13 protein-coding genes are annotated in these 14,111 nt (G+C 68.5%); 8 read left to right on the top strand and 5 right to left on the bottom strand.

The window, feature by feature from the left end; genetic code table 11:
• Positions 1 to 6 precede the first annotated feature (6 nt).
• Both KY49_RS00865 and KY49_RS00870 read left to right on the top strand, forming a co-directional pair.
• Positions 7 to 981, top strand: coding sequence for a hypothetical protein (locus KY49_RS00865; protein WP_042582997.1), 975 nt, complete (start codon positions 7 to 9; stop codon positions 979 to 981).
• Between the two features lie 191 nt (positions 982 to 1,172).
• A complete protein-coding gene (locus KY49_RS00870; RefSeq protein ID WP_045566752.1) occupies positions 1,173 to 2,192 on the top strand; it encodes a transporter in 1,020 nt (339 codons plus the stop codon).
• A 49-nt stretch (positions 2,193 to 2,241) separates the two neighbouring features.
• Here the strand turns inward: KY49_RS00870 and KY49_RS00875 are convergent, their stop codons facing one another.
• Together KY49_RS00875 and KY49_RS00880 are read right to left on the bottom strand one after the other, a co-directional pair.
• The gene (locus KY49_RS00875) at positions 2,242 to 2,856 is read right to left on the bottom strand and encodes a hypothetical protein (protein WP_231636331.1); all 615 of its coding nucleotides are present in this window, start codon (positions 2,854 to 2,856) and stop codon (positions 2,242 to 2,244) included.
• Between the two features lie 300 nt (positions 2,857 to 3,156).
• A complete protein-coding gene (locus tag KY49_RS00880) occupies positions 3,157 to 5,316 on the bottom strand; it encodes a M1 family metallopeptidase (protein ID WP_042583000.1) in 2,160 nt (719 codons plus the stop codon).
• Between the two features lie 578 nt (positions 5,317 to 5,894).
• On the opposite strand from KY49_RS00880, the gene KY49_RS00885 reads away from it, so the two are divergent.
• From KY49_RS00885 to KY49_RS00895, 3 genes are all read left to right on the top strand, one after another.
• Complete coding sequence (locus tag KY49_RS00885) at positions 5,895 to 6,389, top strand: LEA type 2 family protein (protein WP_042583001.1); 495 nt, start codon at positions 5,895 to 5,897, stop codon at positions 6,387 to 6,389.
• Between the two features lie 120 nt (positions 6,390 to 6,509).
• The gene (locus KY49_RS00890) at positions 6,510 to 7,643 is read left to right on the top strand and encodes a methyltransferase (protein ID WP_042583002.1); all 1,134 of its coding nucleotides are present in this window, start codon (positions 6,510 to 6,512) and stop codon (positions 7,641 to 7,643) included.
• A 93-nt stretch (positions 7,644 to 7,736) separates the two neighbouring features.
• Complete coding sequence (locus KY49_RS00895; RefSeq protein WP_042583003.1) at positions 7,737 to 8,615, top strand: class I SAM-dependent methyltransferase; 879 nt, start codon at positions 7,737 to 7,739, stop codon at positions 8,613 to 8,615.
• A 78-nt stretch (positions 8,616 to 8,693) separates the two neighbouring features.
• Here KY49_RS00895 and KY49_RS00900 read toward each other — a convergent pair whose 3' ends face one another.
• Positions 8,694 to 9,284, bottom strand: a complete 591-nt coding sequence (locus tag KY49_RS00900) for a DUF1415 domain-containing protein (protein ID WP_042583004.1) — start codon at positions 9,282 to 9,284, stop codon at positions 8,694 to 8,696.
• A gap of 85 nt (positions 9,285 to 9,369) precedes the next feature.
• On the bottom strand, positions 9,370 to 9,990 hold the full coding sequence (locus KY49_RS00905; RefSeq protein ID WP_042583005.1) for a TetR/AcrR family transcriptional regulator: 621 nt from the start codon (positions 9,988 to 9,990) through the stop codon (positions 9,370 to 9,372).
• A 220-nt stretch (positions 9,991 to 10,210) separates the two neighbouring features.
• On the opposite strand from KY49_RS00905, the gene KY49_RS00910 reads away from it, so the two are divergent.
• From KY49_RS00910 to KY49_RS00920, 3 genes are all read left to right on the top strand, one after another.
• Positions 10,211 to 11,494 carry an MFS transporter gene (locus KY49_RS00910; RefSeq protein WP_042583006.1) on the top strand — a complete coding sequence of 428 codons (1,284 nt, stop codon included), beginning with the start codon at positions 10,211 to 10,213 and terminating at the stop codon, positions 11,492 to 11,494.
• A 146-nt stretch (positions 11,495 to 11,640) separates the two neighbouring features.
• On the top strand, positions 11,641 to 12,246 hold the full coding sequence (locus tag KY49_RS00915) for a nitroreductase family protein (protein WP_042583007.1): 606 nt from the start codon (positions 11,641 to 11,643) through the stop codon (positions 12,244 to 12,246).
• A gap of 220 nt (positions 12,247 to 12,466) precedes the next feature.
• Positions 12,467 to 13,717: an Hsp70 family protein gene (locus KY49_RS00920; protein ID WP_042583008.1), complete on the top strand. Its 1,251-nt coding sequence runs from the start codon at positions 12,467 to 12,469 to the stop codon at positions 13,715 to 13,717.
• Between the two features lie 73 nt (positions 13,718 to 13,790).
• On the opposite strand, the gene KY49_RS00925 is transcribed toward KY49_RS00920, so the two are convergent.
• Positions 13,791 to 13,994: a cold-shock protein gene (locus KY49_RS00925; protein ID WP_006400508.1), complete on the bottom strand. Its 204-nt coding sequence runs from the start codon at positions 13,992 to 13,994 to the stop codon at positions 13,791 to 13,793.
• Between the last annotated feature and the right edge of the window lie 117 nt (positions 13,995 to 14,111).

Consider the following 14,111-nt stretch of genomic DNA (forward strand, 5'->3'; position numbering starts at 1 on the left):
CACTGAATGAGTGCGCCGGACAATTCGAATTCAAAAACTCCGCCCAGCCTGCTGTCCGACACGAAACAGGCCGACGGGTCCCAGCATTCGCGGATTCTCGCGGACCTGGAGGGACGCGTCGCACCGCAGCCCGAACCGCCGCGCCGTTCGTTGAAGGCGCCGATCGCAGCCGTCGTCGCGCTCGTGGTCGCGGTCGGCGGCTGGGGCGCGTGGCGCATGCAGCAGGCGGACGATACCACCACGGCAGTGGCTGCCGCGCCTGCGGCACCCGCCGCGCCTGCGGCGCCGGTGCCGGCGAAGGCCGCGCCCGCCAGCGCCGTTGCGCCGCAGGTAGCGCACGCCGCGAGCGCGCCGCAGCCCGCCACGATCGTCAACGACGACGCAGCTTCCCGAACCGTTGCATCCGCATCGTCCGCGCCCGCCGCGGACAACGGCCGCCTGTCGCGCGCGCTCGCGAGCGGCGCCGACGATGCGTCGGGCGCCGCTGCGCCGGCCGTCGCGCCGGCCGCGGCAGCCAAAGCCGATGCCGCGAAGGGCGCGAAGCCGGCGGCCAAGGCGACCTCGGCCGCCACGGTCGCCGCCCGCGGCAAGACCGACGCCGCGCGCGCCAAGGCCGACGCAAAAGCCGAAGCAAAGGCCGAGGCCAAAAAGCGCCGCAAGGAGCAGCAGGCCGAAGTCGCGCAGGCGAAGAAGCGTCGCGACGCGTCGACGCGCACGGCAAGTGCGAAGGACGATCCGGATGCGGACCTGCTCGCGGCGCTTGTCGCGCGCACGAAGCCGGCCGACAAGAAGCCCGCGGCGCAGGCTGCGCCGACCAAGACCGCCGCGACGGCGGGTGGCGCGACGCTCGCCGCGCGCGTGAAGGAGTGTTCGGAACGCGGCTTCTTCGAGGATCAGCTGTGCCGGTGGCGCGTGTGCGACGGCCACTGGGGCAAGGATCCCGCGTGCCCGTCCGCCGAGCAGTCGCAGAACCGCCAGTAAGCCGCCCCCGTTGCCGATGCTTGCGCCGCCCGCCGGGCGGCGCGTTGCATTCGATGCCGCGACGCCGTTCGTGACGTCGTCACGAAAACGTCACATCGGTCGGGCATACGTCGTGGTTCCTTTCCCTGCGCGGCGTCCGGGCGCGTGCGGCGCGCCCGCCGATGATGCCCGTGCGCCGCACGACCTTCGACATGATCGTACAGACTTACGGCGCGGATACCTCCGGCATGGTGTGCGGGTTCCGGTTCATGCCCGGCGAGCCCGGGACGATGCTCGACGCCGAGGCCGCCGCCGACTGGCTGCGCGGGCACCGCGCCGCTGCGCCGGACGATGCGTTCGTCTGGCTGCACTTCAACCTCGCGCACGGCGCGAGCGAGCGCTGGATGCGCACGCACCTCGGGCTGCCCGACAGCTTCTTCGAATTCCTGCACGAAGGGTCTCGCTCGACCCGCATCGAACAGGAAGACGGCGCGCTGCGCGCGATCGTCAACGACGTGATGTTCAATCTCGAACTCACGCCGTCGGAGATCGCGACGCTGTTCGTCCACGTCGAGCGGCGCATCATGGTCACCGCGCGGCTCAAGCCGCTGCGCTCGGTCGACACGCTGCGCGCGAGCGTGCGGGACGGCGAGCGTTTCCGTTCGCCCGCGGAGCTGCTCGTGCACCTGCTGCGCGACCAGGCCGACCTGCTGATCCAGATCATGCGGCGCACGAGCGTCGACGTCGACCGCATCGAGGATCGCTTCCTGTCGCAGCGCCTGACCGCGAGCCGCGTCGAGCTGGGCGCGATGCGCCGCACGCTGACGCGGCTGCAGCGCATGCTCGCGCCGGAGCCCGGCTCGATCTTCCGGCTGCTCGCGAAGCCGCCCGCGTGGCTGCATGCGGAGGACGTGCAGGAGCTGCGCGAGTCGACCGAGGAATTCTCGCTGGTGCTCGCCGATCTCGCCGGGCTCGTCGAGCGGATCAAGCTGCTGCAGGAAGAGATCGGCTCGCGCCTCGACGAGCAGAACAACCGCACGCTGTTCACGCTGACGCTCGTGACCGTGATCGCGCTGCCGATCAACATCGTCGCGGGCTTCTTCGGAATGAACGTCGGCGGGATTCCGTTCTCGGAGAACAAGCACGGCTTCTGGCTGATGGTGCTGCTCGTCGCCGGCTTCACGGCGCTCGCCGCGTGGTGGGCGTTCCGGCGGCGCGGCGACGAACGGTAGCGCGACGCGGGGCGCGGCGGCCGCGCGCCCCGTGCGCCCCGTGCGCCGCTCAGAAGCGGTAGGTCGCCCCGATCTTGACGATCGGATAGAAGCGCAGCCGGTTGGCCTTGTCCCGCAGGTTCGCTTCTTCCGCGTCGACGTTCGACTGTCCCGCCGCGGCCACGATGTTCGGCGGGACGTCGAAGTCCACGTGAGGCTTGCCGAATGCGACGCCTGCGTCGAAGAACGCCGACAGCCCGCGATGGCTCGGGTTGTGGCCGAAGCCGAGCCCGAAGTACGGGCGCACGACCGGAAACTTCGCCTTCGCGTGAATGGTCTCGCCGCCGGTCGGCACGGTCACGCCGTTGATTCGATAGGTGCCCGTCATGCTCGTCGCGGTCGCGTCGATGTTGTCGCCGCCGATGATCAGGCCCGCCGTCAGATGGAACGGCACGACCGACGGCGCGGGGAACAGGTCGGCGTAAAGCCCGCCGTGATACAGGTCCAGATGGGCGTCGTAGCGCAGGTCGCCCGCGGTGAACGAGCGCGACAACGCGAAACCGTCGAATTCCGCGCGCAGGTTCGCATAGCGCGTCACCGCATGGCCGTATCCCAGTCCGATCCCGTCCGTCGCCACGCCGCCGTAGATTTCATCCGCGTGCGATGGCTGCGCCGCAAAATTCATTAGTATGACAAAACAACCTGCCCACTTCATTTTCATCTGACGATTCCATTCGGTTGCGATTGTCCCGCCATGCGCGCGGGGCCTGCCGGCCTGCGCGCGTGGCCAACGGGGGCCGCGATTCCGGCGCCCGCTCCGAGGGATATCGGCAGCCGCTCCGAAACGTTGAGGCTTCGTCACGGGGCTGTCATGCAGCACGAGCGGAACGCAAACGGGCCTCCCGGAGGGAGGCCCGTCGAAGCAGCGGGAAGCGCGTTGGCCGGCCAGCGCCGCACGCTGCGCGGCGCCGGACGGACAGGCGCGTTACTGCGTGAGCACCTTGCGCGGCGTGAACGTGCCCTGATAGCGCAGTGCCGGATGTTCCTGCGGCGTCGTGAGCTCGTTGGTCCGCGGCGTCATGCGCAGGAGCGTCGCGGCCGGCGAAGCGATCGAGCCGATCGACGTCGAGCGCGAGGCCGGCGCGAGGTTGTTCGCGACCAGCAGCGCGGCTTCGCTCTTCAGGTTCGCGAGCAGCACCGGATCGGTCGAGCGGTTGACCTGCGTGAGCAGCCCGCTCCATGCCGTGTCGCTATAGTTCACGACGTAGTAGTCGAGCCCGCTCGGGTCCGCCACCACGCCCGTGCAGCCGTCGATCCGGATCTGCGCCTGCGTATCCTTCAGCGCGTAAGTCGTTCGATTGGCGAGACCCTGGCCATACGCGAGCGTGATCGGCACCGTCCACTGCGTGCCCGGATACGGGTTCTTGTTCGGGAACGGCTGCTGCTTCAGCGTGACGATGGTCTGGTTCTTCGTCAGGTCGCACTGCGTGTCGAGCGACACCAGCGGCACGCCGGTCTGGCGCACGTAGCTGTCGCCGATCGGGCCGACGGCCTGGCCGGTCGACTTCGACACCGCATCCCACAGGCGCTTCGGCGTGCCGTTGCCGAACGAGTAGTCGGTCAGGTACTGCTGCAGGCCCTGACGCAGCGGCTGCTCGCCGACGAAGTTCTCGATCGTCTTCAGCACGTGGGCGCCCTTGTTGTAGACGAACGCGCTCGCGCTCACCACGAAGTCGTTCGAAGCCCAGCCGTTGAAGTTCGGCGCGACCGGGAACGCGTTCGGGCCGATGTCGCGGTTGATCACGCGATACTTGTTCGTCACCTGGTCGAGCCAGCTGAACTCGTCCGGGAAGAACTGGATCGTCGTCTTCACTTCGAAGAACCGCGCGAACGACTCGTTCAGCCACACGTTGTCCCACCAGTCGGCGGTGACGAGATCGCCGAACCACTGGTGCGCGACTTCATGCGTCAGCACCTGGTTGCCGTAGCGCGACATCGGCTTGCCCGGTTCGGGCAGGATGTCGTCCGCGAACTCGAGGATCGAGCCCCAGTTCTCCATCCCGCCGAAGTTCAGGTTCTTCTCGGCCTTGAACGCGTCGTTCGCGGCGACCGTGTCGAACTTCTTCAGCGGCAGCGGAATGCCCGTATAGCGATAGTAGAAGTCGAGCGCCTGCTTGGTGCGCTGCATCGCCGGCTGCGCCCAGTCGCGCATGCCCGGCGGCGTGAACACGCGCAGGTGCAGGCCCTTGCCGTCCGGCAGCGGGCTCGAGAAGTCGTCCTCGTAGGTGTCGAACAGGCCGCCGCCGAAGAACAGCAGGTACGACGGCATCGGCGGGGTCTTCTCGAACGACACGAGCTTGTAGCCGCCGCCGACGTTCGTCGACGGCTTTTCGGCGCCGTTCGACACGACGCGCCAGTTCTGCGGCACTTCGGCGGTCACTTCATAGGTCGGGCGGAACGCCGGCTCGTCCCAGCCGGGGAACCACTGGCGCGACAGGTTGGTTTCGCCCTGTGTGAGGATCGCGCCGCTCGTCGTGCCGTCGGTGGCCTTCAGGTCGACGCGGAACACCCCTTCGGCGGCCGAGCAGCCCGGATACGGATCGTCGCCGCAGCTGCCGCCCGTGTGATTGACCGGATCGTCGTAGGTCTTGAAGTTGATGATGCCCGACCACTCCATGTGCAGCGAGTAGCTGCCGGGCGAGATCGTGCCGCTCGCGGGGCGCAGCTGGTAGAAGTCGCCCTTGTCCTGCGGCGTCGCGATCAGCTGGATGTTGCCCGGCTGCAGCGTGACGCGGCCGTTCGTGAACTTGATCCGGTGGCCGGCGACGACGATCGACGACACCGGCTTGAGCACCTTGATCTCGACGTCGGCGCGGCCGTCGAACGCGTTCAGCGCGTCGTTCGGGCGGAACCACAGCCGGTAGTTGACCGGCACGACGGTGTCGGGCAGCTCGACCGGGTGCGCGCTCTTGTCGATGTTGGACGCAGCCGGCTGAGACGCCGCGGGCGTCGACGCGCCGTTCGGTTTGCCTGCCGCGCCCAGCGCGGAGGCCGAGCCGACGCCGCCGTCATCGCCGCCGCATCCGGCGAGCGCGAGCGCGGCGATCATCGGCAGATAACGCATCTTGCGAATGTTCATCCACATACTGAAACCTCGTTATTGAAAGAATCGTTCAGTGCTGCGAAAACGCCCGGCAAAAGCATTCCCCCGCCGTTAATCAACAGCGATGCGAAACGCCAATGACGGATTATTCGAAAATACGGCCGGATGACTACGTGAAGATAATCATGGTTTGTTGCCCCCTATTGATTCTCGTTTGTCGGTTGACCTGCCGGTTCGATTTTCCCGGGCGCGCGCGCAACCCCATCGAATCGACAACCTGCGAAGCCGGCCGGGCCTTGTGCTGCGGGACCGGAACGCGCGTGCGCCGTTCCGTGGAATCGCCGTCATGCCGCTGCAAGGTTTGTCGGCTTGCTCGAAGGATGGGTCAATATACTTGATGGTTTTGGGTAAAGGAAACGAAAAATTTAGAATCTGCATCGATTCAAGTTTCTGTGTTGCATTGCACGATAAAAGTTATGGATTTGCTTTTCCGTTTTGCCGGGAGATTCGTAGTTTTAATTTATTAACCATATTGGGCGTGCGCGCAGACTACGAAATCCGGTGCGCCGGCGCGTGCCGGTACAATGCGGCGAAGGTCGTTCGCCGCGAGGAGTCCGCTCATGCCGCCCGTTTCGTTTCGTGCCGCGCCGCTGCGCGCCGTGCTGTCGTTCATCGTCGCCGTGCTGCTGCTCGGCGGGTGCGCGAGCCTGATGCGCGATCCGGTGCGCGTGTCGGTCGCCGGGCTCGATCCGCTCGTCGGGCAGGGGCTCGAGATGCGCTTCATGCTGAAGCTGCGCGTGCAGAACCCGAGCGATGCGCCGATCGAGTACGACGGCATCGCGGTGGCGCTGGAGCTGAACGGCCAGCCGTTCGCGAGCGGCGTCAGCGATCGCGCGGGCGTCGTGCCGCGCTTCGGCGAGGCGGTGCTCGACGTGCCGGTCTCCGTGTCCGCGTTCGCCGCGGCGCGGCAGGTGTGGGGCCTGGCCGGCGCCGCGTCGGCGGGCGAGCTGCCGTACGCGCTGCGCGGCCGGCTCGCGGGCGGCGCGCTCGGCGCCGTGCACTTTTCCGATGCGGGCACGCTGCGCCTGCCGGCGCCGCCGGCGTCGGGCGGGTGACGCATCGCCGCGATGCGCTGCAGCATGCGAGCGCGCTTTGCCCGTTACGCAAAGCAGGGTAAGGTGTCGTCCGCACGGCGCATTTCCGCCGCCTGTTGAAGTCAACCGTTCCGAATTCGCGTGACCGATTTTCCCGTTTTCCACTGGACCGACGCCGCCGGCGTCGATCATGCCGTGCGCTGGCGCTCCGAAGCCGGCGTGGCGCCGCCCAAGCGCGCGGTGCCGGCCGACGACCGCATCAACGCCGACGCCGCCTACCGCCTCGCATGCGAGGGCACCGCGCTCGTCTGGCAGGGCGACTTCCAGAATGCGCGCCAGCTCGTGCAGGCGATGGCGCGCCGCGTCGACCGCAAGCCGAAGAAGGCAAAGGCCGCGGCTGGCGTCGATGCGTTCAACCTGCATCGCCTCGCGCAGTCGCAGCGCGCCCGCACGCTCGGGATGCTGCTGATTCCGCTCGACGCCGACTACACGATCCCGCTGCGCCGCGCGCCCGACGTGCGCGCCGCGTGCGAGGAAGCGTACGGCCCCGGCGGCGCGCCGTCGGTCGTGTCGCTGCGCGAGCTGCTCGGCCTCGTCGGCGCGCATGAATGGCGCAAGAAGGGCGTGCCGATTCCGGCGCTCGGCGGCGCGGCGATCCACCCGCACTACGGCGTGTTCTCGCCGGTGCGCGGCGAGTACGTCGAGCTCGTCGCGCGCGCGCCGCTGCCGGCCGACACGCTGGCGTTCGACATCGGCACCGGCACCGGCGTGCTGGCCGCGGTGCTGGCCGCGCGCGGCGTCAAGCGCGTCGTCGCGACCGACCAGGACCCGCGGGCGCTCGCGTGCGCGCGCGAGAACGTCGAGCGGCTCGGCTGCGCGGCGCAGGTCGACGTCGTCGAGGCCGACCTGTTTCCGGCAGGCCGCGCGCCGCTCGTGGTCTGCAATCCGCCGTGGGTGCCGGCCCGGCCGAGCGCGCCGATCGAATATGCGGTCTACGATCCGGACAGCCGCATGCTGCGCGGCTTCCTCGCCGGGCTCGCCGCGCATCTGGCGCCGGGCGGCGAGGGCTGGCTGATCCTGTCCGATTTCGCCGAGCATCTCGGCTTGCGGCCGCGCGACACGCTGCTGCAGTGGATCGACGCCGCCGGCCTCGTCGTGCTCGGCCGCGACGACATCCGTCCCGCGCATCCGAAGGCGGCCGACGCCGACGATCCGCTCTACGCGGCGCGCCGCGCCGAGGTGACGTCGCTGTGGCGGCTCGGCGCGCGGAGCTGAGCGCGCGTTTTCGGTAAACTGTCGCCATTCCTCACGTTTTTTTCGCCGTCGGGCCGCGCGCATCGTTCGCACGCGGCCCGGCGCCGCTTCCCGATGTCGAACAAGACCCACGAAATCCGTCCCGAGCAGTCCGTCGAGCTGCTGAAGGAACTGCACATCCTGACCCGCGACGGCAAGCTGAACCAGGACAGCCGCCGCAAGCTGAAGCAGGTCTATCACCTGTTCCAGTTCATCGAGCCGCTGCTCGCCGGCGTGCAGGCCGACCGGGGCGCCGTGACGCTCGTCGACCATGGCGCGGGCAAGTCGTATCTCGGCTTCATCCTGTACGACCTGTTCTTCAAGCAGCAGCCGGGGCACGGCACGCCGGCGTTCGCGTCGCACATCTACGGGATCGAGACGCGCGAGGAGCTGGTCGCGCGCTCGACCGAGCTCGCCGCGCGGCTGGGGTTCGGCGGGATGTCGTTCCTGAACCTGTCGGTCGCCGATTCGATCACGTCGCCGAAGTTGCCTGAAACGGTCGACGTCGTCACCGCGCTGCACGCGTGCGACACGGCGACCGACGACGCGATCCGCTTCGCACTCGCGAAGCGCGCGCGGCACATCGTGCTGGTGCCGTGCTGCCAGGCGGAAATCGCGGGCGTGCTGCGCCGGAACAAGGGCAAGTCGCTCGCGAGCGCGCTGACCGAGGTGTGGCGGCATCCGCTGCACACGCGCGAATTCGGCAGCCAGATCACCAACGTGCTGCGCTGCCTGCAGCTCGAAGCGCACGGCTATCAGGTCAGCGTGACCGAGCTGGTCGGCTGGGAGCATTCGATGAAGAACGAGCTGATCATCGCGCAGTACAAGAACCTGCCGCGCCGGCGGCCGAGCGAGCGGCTGAACGAGATTCTCGACATGTTCGGGCTGGCGGAGCTGCGCGAGCGGTTCTTCGTGCCGCAGGGCGGCGAGGAAACGGCGCCGGCCGCCCTCTGAGTCGCTGAGTCATGTACGTTCGGCCGGGGCGCGGCGGTTGAACGTTCCTCCGGCGCAGCGCGTCGACGCAATTGCCGCTCAGACGTCGTCGCCGGGCCGGCTCATCCAGTCGCGCCAGCCGTCGTGGCCGAGGCGGCGCAGGGTTTCCTGGTTCCTTTCGTAGATCGCGGACGCGTCCGGGAACGCGTCGGCCGCGCGCGCGATGCTGTCCTCGCGCAGCAGGTGCAGGATCGGATACGGCGCGCGGTTCGTATAGTTCTCGATGTCGTCCGGCTCCGTGCCGTCGAACTGGTAGCGCGGATGGAAGCTCGCGATCTGCAGCACGCCGTCGAGCTTCAGCTGCCGGACGAGCCGGTCGGCGAAGAACAGCGCATCGTTGTAGTCGAGGAATTCCGCGAACGCATGCGGGTAGATCACGAGCGTCGTGTCGATCTGCTGCGGGTCGGCGGCGTCGAGCCGGCGCAGCTCGGTCTCGAGATCGGCGAGCGCGTCCTCGAGCGTCGTGGCTTCGCTGATCGCATAGCGCACCTGATCCTTCACGTACACGCTCTTCGCGAACGGGCACAGATTGAGCCCGATCACCGCGCGCGCGAGCCAGTGCCGGGTGGCGGCGAGGATCGCGTCGTGCGCGTCGTGCGCGTCGTGTGAGTCGGAGCGGGCGTCGGTCATGGCGGTGCGGGGTGGGGGCGGCGGGAGTCGCATTGTAGCGGGCGGCCGCCCGGCCCGGCGTGCCGCGCGTCCCGTTTGCCGTTGATCACGCGCAAGCGGCCTCGATCAGCTGCGTGACGAGCTCGGGCGCGATGCCGATCGGCGTGGCGCCGTGCCGATACGTCTGGCTTGCCGCATAGATCCCCTCGATCACGAGCGCGAGCGAATCGGCGAGCTTCGCCGGCGCGCGCGCGCCGGCGCTTTCGCACAGCGCCACGAGCCGCGCCATCAGCTGTTCCTTGTTCTGCGCGACGCGTTCGCGCGCCGGATGCGACGCGTCCGGGAATTCCGCCGCGACGTTCACGAACGGGCAGCCGCGGTAGTCCTTCTGCGACGCGCGCTCGGCGAGATCGACGAAATACTGGACCAGCTGCGCCTTCGGCTGGCCGGGATGCTTCGCGACGCTCGCGTCGAAGCGCTCGAAAAAGCACGCATCCATCCGCTCCAGATAAGCGAGCACCAGCTCGTCCTTCGACGAGAACCGGCGGTACAGGCTCATCTTGTTGACGCCCGCGCGTTCCACGACGGCCTCGATGCCGACCGCGCGCACTCCTTCCTTGTAAAACAGCTCCTCGGCGGCGCGCAGCAGATGCTCCTGCGCGGCGGCGCCCGGGATCGCCTGTCGCGTGCGTCGCGACGCGGGCTTGGCGGCCTCGATGTCGGACATGTTGCCCTCGGTGTCGAAATTGAATGCTTGACATGTTACCGACTGGTAACTACGATCGCAACACACTTGTGACCGATCGGTAACAATGCGATCGGATCGAAGACAACTGCCAGACGTCGGCCCGGGCCGGCCGACGTGACGTGCGGCGGAGGTGGCCCGTTTTGCATGGGACCGGATCGAGCGCTGAAGCGCTGACGCCGGTCATCAGGAGAAATCGGACATGAACTGGGCAGCAAGACGAATCGGCGGGCGTTTTCACTACGGATGGCTCGCGGCGGCGGTGGTATTCCTGATCCTGCTGGCGGCGGCCGGCACGCGCGCGACGCCGAGCGTGCTGATGGTCCCGCTCGAACGGGAGCTCGGCTGGAGTCGCGCGGCAATCTCGCTGGCGATTTCGGTGAACATCGCGCTGTACGGGCTGACCGGCCCGTTCGCGGCGGCGGCGATGCAGCGCTTCGGGCTGCGGCCGACGATTCTCACCGCGCTCGCGACGATGAGCGCGGGCGTCGCGCTGTCGTCGATGATGACGCAGAGCTGGCAGATGGTGCTGATCTGGGGCCTGATGGTCGGCAGCTCGACGGGTGTCGTCGCGCTGACGCTGTCGGCGACCTTCGTCACGCGCTGGTTTCACGCGCGGCGCGGCCTCGTGATGGGGGTGCTGACCGCGAGCACGGCGACCGGCCAGCTCGTGTTCCTGCCGATGCTCGCGGCGATCGCGCAGCATCACGGCTGGCGGCCGGTCGTGCTGGTCGTCGCAGTTGCGGCGGCGATCGTGATTCCGCTGGTCGCGTTCCTGCTGCCCGAGCGTCCGGCCGACGTGCGGCTGCGTCCGTACGGCGAGCCGGCCGATGCGCCGCCGGCCGCCGAGGCGACGAAGGAGAACCCGCTCGCCGTCGCGTTCCGCACGCTGCTGACCGCGAGCCGCTCGCGCGACTTCTGGCTGCTGTTCTTCAGCTTCTTCATCTGCGGCGCGAGCACCAACGGCTACGTCGGCACCCACCTGATCGCGATGTGCGGCGACTACGGGATGAGCGAAGTGCAGGGCGCGTCGCTGCTCGCCGCGATGGGCGTGTTCGACCTGTTCGGCACGACGCTGTCGGGCTGGCTGTCGGACCGCTATGACAACCGCGTGCTGCTGTTCTGGTACTACGGGCTGCGCGGGCTGTCGCTGATCTACCTGCCGCATGCGTTCGGCATCGACTTCTTCGGGCTGCCGCTGTTCGCGATGTTCTACGGGCTCGACTGGATCGCGACGGTGCCGCCGACCGTGCGGCTCGCGACCGACGTGTTCGGCAAGGCGGCCGCGCCGGTCGTGTTCGGCTGGATCGTCGCCGGCCACCAGCTCGGCGCGGCGTTCGCGGCGCTCGGCGCGGGGATGCTGCGCGCGAGCCTCGGCACCTATACGGTCGCGTCGATGATCTCGGGCGGGCTGTGCATCGTCGGCGCGCTGATCGTGCTGCGCATCAACCGCGGCGCGGCGCGCGCGGCGGCGCAACCGGTGTGACGTCGGCCCCGGCCGATGCGTCCGGGGCCAACGCAGGTTTGGCGATTTGCATTGATCGGCAGCGGCGGGCGCGCCGGCGCGCAACCGGTTATGCTTGCGGTTCGCCGGGCGTTCGCGCCCTTTCATCGATATCAGCGAGGATCCGCATGTCGGTCAAACCTGCTCCTACTACCGTTTCGATTCACGAACTGATCGCGGGCCGCTGGAGCCCGCGCGCCTATTCGAACGCGCCGGTCAGCGCCGAGCACCTGCACGCGGTGCTGGAGGCGGCGCGCTGGGCGCCGTCGGCCTACAACGCGCAGCCGTGGCGCTTCATCGTGTTCGATCGCACGCGCGACGAGGTCGCGTTCAAGCGCGCGTTCGCGACGCTGGTGCCGTTCAACCAGGGCTGGAATGCGCCGGCGCCGGTGCTGATCGCGGTGACCGCGCATACGCTCACGCAGAAGGGGGAGCCTGCGCCGACCGCGCTGTACGACGCGGGCGCGGCCGCGCTGTCGCTGGTGCTGCAGGCGCATGCGCTGGGGCTCGCGGCGCACCAGATGAGCGGCTTCGACGCCAATGCGTTCCGCGACGCGTTCGCGATTCCCGAGGATGTCGCGATCCCGGCGCTGATCTCGATCGGCCACTATGGCGACGCCGACAAGCTCGATCCGGTGCTGCGCGATCGCGAGAAGGCGCCGCGCACGCGCCATCCGATCGGCGACGTGGTGTACGCGGGCGCGTGGAAGAAGGCCTTCGAGACGGCGGCCTGACGCGAAGGTCCTTCGGCCGGGCCGAAGCTCGCGCTCGGGCGTCGGCCCGGGCAAGTCCGGCAAGGGCTTGCGACGCCCGCCCGCCGGGCGTTGCGGCCCCGAATTCATCGAGCCGGCACGGCCCGGCGCCACTTGCCGCTTGCGGTTGTGATCCCGCGGGCTTCATGTTAAAAAGCCCGTCCTTTCCGTTTTCGCGCCGGCCATGCGGCGGCACCTTCCCATGACTTACTGCGCGATCGATTTCGGCACGTCCAATTCCGCTGTGGCGCTGCCCGACGGCGACGGCATGCGGCTCGCGACCGTCGAGGGCGACCACCTGACGCTGCCGACCGCCATTTTCTTCAACAACGACGAGGAGACGGTCGAATACGGCCGCGCGGCGCTCGCGTCCTACATCGATGGCTTCGACGGGCGACTGATGCGCTCGATGAAGAGCATCCTCGGTTCGCCGCTCGCGGAGACGACGACCGATCTCGGCGACGGCTCCGCGATCGCGTACACGGAGATCATCGCGCGCTTCCTCACGCACCTGAAGCGCAAGGCGGAAGCCCGCTCGGGCGCGCCGATCGGCCGCGCGGTACTCGGCCGGCCGGTGTTCTTCGTCGACGACGATCCGCGCGCCGACCGTCTCGCTCAGGACCAGCTCGAAGCGGCCGCGCGCGCGGTCGGCTTTGCCGACGTGCATTTCCAGTACGAGCCGATCGCCGCCGCGTTCGACTACGAGTCGCGCCAGCGCGACGAGCGGCTCGTGCTCGTCGCCGACATCGGCGGCGGCACGTCCGACTTCTCGCTGGTGCGGGTCGGCCCGCAGCGGATGGCGCGTCTCGAGCGCAAGGACGACGTGCTCGCGCACCACGGCGTGCACGTCGCCGGCACCGACTACGACCGCCGCGTCGAGCTGTCCGCGATCCTGCCGGCGTTCGGCTACCGCGCGCTCGACCCGGAAGGGCGCGAGCTGCCGAACCGGACCTATTTCGATCTCGCGACCTGGCACCTGATCAACACGGTCTATACGCCGAAGCGGCTCGGCGAGCTGACGCTGATGAAGCACCTGTACGTCGACGCGCGGCACTTCGAGCGGCTCGCGCGGGTGGTCGAGCTGCGGCTCGGCCATGCGCTGATGGCGCGTGCGGAAGAAGCGAAGATCGGCGTCGCGGCGGGCGGGGAGACGATGATCGACCTGAACGACGTCGAGGAGGACTTGCAGATCGCGTTCGACGCGGACCGGCTGGTCGACGCGAGCCGCGACGACACCGCGCGGATCGTCGACGCCGCGCGCGAGACCGTGCGGCTCGCCGGCGTGGCGCCGCGCGACGTCGGCGCGCTGTACTTCACGGGCGGCTCGACCGGGCTGGCGTTCCTGTCGGGCGCGCTCGCGGCGGCGTTCGCGGACGCGCAGCCGGTGTTCGGCGACCGGCTGGCCAGCGTTGCGACCGGTCTCGGCATCCACGCGCAGCGGCTGTTCGGCTGAGCGCCACGGCGACGAAACAAAAAAGCCCCGCCGAAGCGGGGCTTTTTCTTTCAGACGAAATCTCGCGCTGAACTTACAGCGGGCGGATGTTCGCAGCTTGCAGACCCTTCGGGCCCGTCTTCACTTCGAATTCGACCTTCTGGTTTTCTTGCAGCGTCTTGAAGCCTTCGACGCGGATTTCCGAGAAGTGCGCGAACAGATCGTCGCCGCCGCCTTCCGGGGTGATGAAGCCGAAGCCCTTAGCGTCATTGAACCACTTGACGGTACCGGTTGCCATGTTACTTGTTCCTAAAAAGATAAAACGGGGCCGAAGCCCATTGGGCGCGGAAATTCAAGGAAGGGGTAATGGGACCAACCGGAGTACCGTTGATGGGCGAACTACGAAAGAACCAAT

The organism is Burkholderia sp. MSHR3999 (assembly GCF_000833595.1).
Lineage (GTDB): Bacteria > Pseudomonadota > Gammaproteobacteria > Burkholderiales > Burkholderiaceae > Burkholderia > Burkholderia ubonensis.

Excerpts from the sequence above, each read along its gene's own strand:
- KY49_RS00865 (WP_042582997.1), top strand. The coding sequence starts at position 7 with ATGAGTGCGCCGGACAATTCGAATTCAAAAACTCCGCCCAGCCTGCTG.
- KY49_RS00870 (WP_045566752.1), top strand. The coding sequence starts at position 1,173 with ATGATCGTACAGACTTACGGCGCGGATACCTCCGGCATGGTGTGCGGG.
- KY49_RS00875 (WP_231636331.1), bottom strand. The coding sequence starts at position 2,856 with ATGAATTTTGCGGCGCAGCCATCGCACGCGGATGAAATCTACGGCGGC.
- KY49_RS00880 (WP_042583000.1), bottom strand. The coding sequence starts at position 5,316 with ATGTGGATGAACATTCGCAAGATGCGTTATCTGCCGATGATCGCCGCG.
- KY49_RS00885 (WP_042583001.1), top strand. The coding sequence starts at position 5,895 with ATGCCGCCCGTTTCGTTTCGTGCCGCGCCGCTGCGCGCCGTGCTGTCG.
- KY49_RS00895 (WP_042583003.1), top strand. The coding sequence starts at position 7,737 with ATGTCGAACAAGACCCACGAAATCCGTCCCGAGCAGTCCGTCGAGCTG.
- KY49_RS00900 (WP_042583004.1), bottom strand. The coding sequence starts at position 9,284 with ATGACCGACGCCCGCTCCGACTCACACGACGCGCACGACGCGCACGAC.
- KY49_RS00905 (WP_042583005.1), bottom strand. The coding sequence starts at position 9,990 with ATGTCCGACATCGAGGCCGCCAAGCCCGCGTCGCGACGCACGCGACAG.
- KY49_RS00910 (WP_042583006.1), top strand. The coding sequence starts at position 10,211 with ATGAACTGGGCAGCAAGACGAATCGGCGGGCGTTTTCACTACGGATGG.
- KY49_RS00915 (WP_042583007.1), top strand. The coding sequence starts at position 11,641 with ATGTCGGTCAAACCTGCTCCTACTACCGTTTCGATTCACGAACTGATC.
- KY49_RS00920 (WP_042583008.1), top strand. The coding sequence starts at position 12,467 with ATGACTTACTGCGCGATCGATTTCGGCACGTCCAATTCCGCTGTGGCG.
- KY49_RS00925 (WP_006400508.1), bottom strand. The coding sequence starts at position 13,994 with ATGGCAACCGGTACCGTCAAGTGGTTCAATGACGCTAAGGGCTTCGGC.